The 1,527-nt window shown below is 62.3% G+C and carries 2 protein-coding genes; both read right to left on the bottom strand.

The features are described from left to right. Window positions 1–188 precede the first annotated feature (188 nt). The gene (locus JKG68_RS32210; RefSeq protein ID WP_312891078.1) at window positions 189–536 is read right to left on the bottom strand and encodes a DUF6635 family protein; all 348 of its coding nucleotides are present in this window, start codon (window positions 534–536) and stop codon (window positions 189–191) included. 44 nt (window positions 537–580) lie between these two features. Then, window positions 581–1,132 (bottom strand): DUF6635 family protein, encoded by a 552-nt coding sequence (locus JKG68_RS32205; RefSeq protein ID WP_312891079.1) that lies wholly within the window; start codon window positions 1,130–1,132, stop codon window positions 581–583. Window positions 1,133–1,527 lie beyond the last annotated feature (395 nt).

The raw sequence follows: 1,527 nt of genomic DNA, 5'->3' as shown, positions 1-1,527 counted from the left end.
GGCCGAATACATTGATGCAGCTCTCACGTTCGTCAGTCCGCCAACATCATCTTGCGACGCACGGCCGGACCATACATCCTGGCACGTTCCGGAAGTAAGGCGAAGTCTCCTCATGCAGGGAACATCGAACGTTCCTGACGGGCGGGGAGTTCCCCGGCTTGACCTGAGGCATCGTGCAAGGTCTTTCATCATGCCTTGGCGATGCGGTAGGCGCTGCTCAGGATGTCGAACACGTCCATGAGCCGAGCGGCATAGGGATCGTAGGCCACGAAGTCGGCATCCTCGTGCTCAGCGTTCCACTGCTTCTCAACAGCATCAATGAGCCTGTGCAGACGGCGATGGTGAAGCCCCAGCCCTTTCTGGATCGGGTCTGCGATAATGCCCGCAAAAGCGGAGGCGACGGATGTGGCAGCTAGAAGTCCTCCGGTCACGCCCCCGACCAACACGGGGGAGACCGCCGCGGGGAAGAGGCCGTACCACAGCCCTCCAGCTCCTGCTCCGAGGGGGAACGAGGCCACGGCCGCATTCTGGGCCAAGGCGGCGGAAGGGCAGGGCCGAGGGACATCACGCCCGGCGTCACCTAATGCACGGTGACTGCGCCTGCTCCAAGTGTCATCAGCGAGGTTGCGATCTCTGCGGCTGCAACCCGCGTTCCAGCATAGGTCTCCAGGGTCTCCTCAAGGCGTTCGCGAAAGACAGGATCGTCCCCTTTCCGCCCGATCGTCCCAAGCGCCTCGTGCAGCGGCTCCTGAAGCTCCGGGGCGGACAGGATGGCATCCGCCAGAGCATCCCGGTGGGACACACAATCACCCTGCCGGAACGGCAGCTGAAGGAGCTCGGTAATGATGAGCCACTCGATCTCGTTCCCGACCTCAGTGTCGAACACCAGCTTGCGTGTTCCAAGGCAGTCGGCCACCCGGTCGGCGCCGACCGCCTTTGCCCCGGCTGCCGCAAGCTTCGCTGCGAGTTGTGGAACCGCAAGGGCGATGTTGGCAGGAGCCTTCAGCATGTCCCATCCAATCGCCTTGCGGTGCATGGACAGGGAGCCAGAGAACGAGAAGTGCCGGTCAACGAACGCGTCCACCATCTCCCGGCGGCTCTGGAAGTACCGGCGAGCACCCTCGGCGACGATGCGGCTGGCATCCTCGCGCGTTAGCAGGGTGTCGGCGCCTGACCGCCTTTCCTTGCTTCCGCCATGGCTCTGCTCACCTTGCTTCCGTTGCCACGAGATAGTGTGATCAGCATGACCTTGCCAGAAGCGTCGCCCAGCTTAACCAGCCCCGAGAGCGTCTCCTCACCCGAGCGCTTGCGCGTTGACAGGGCAGAGACGTCAACGAGCCTGGAGGGTTGTTCGAAGCGGCGGTCTGGCAGTAGGCAATGATTTCAATTGTAGCGGTATAGGCGGGTCACGGCCGATTAGCAGAACTTTATCAGGCCCACCTAACCTTCCCAGTTTGACCCAGTGCGGACCATCTGCTGATGCCGCATTCCGGATCGCCTCGTTTTGCGATTGACGCATACATGGGC

The sequence above is a fragment of the Microvirga aerilata genome, assembly GCF_016743775.1.
GTDB classification, from domain to species: domain Bacteria; phylum Pseudomonadota; class Alphaproteobacteria; order Rhizobiales; family Beijerinckiaceae; genus Microvirga; species Microvirga aerilata.
Note: the sequence above shows the minus strand (reverse complement) of the source record. Positions and strands in the feature narration are given on the sequence as shown.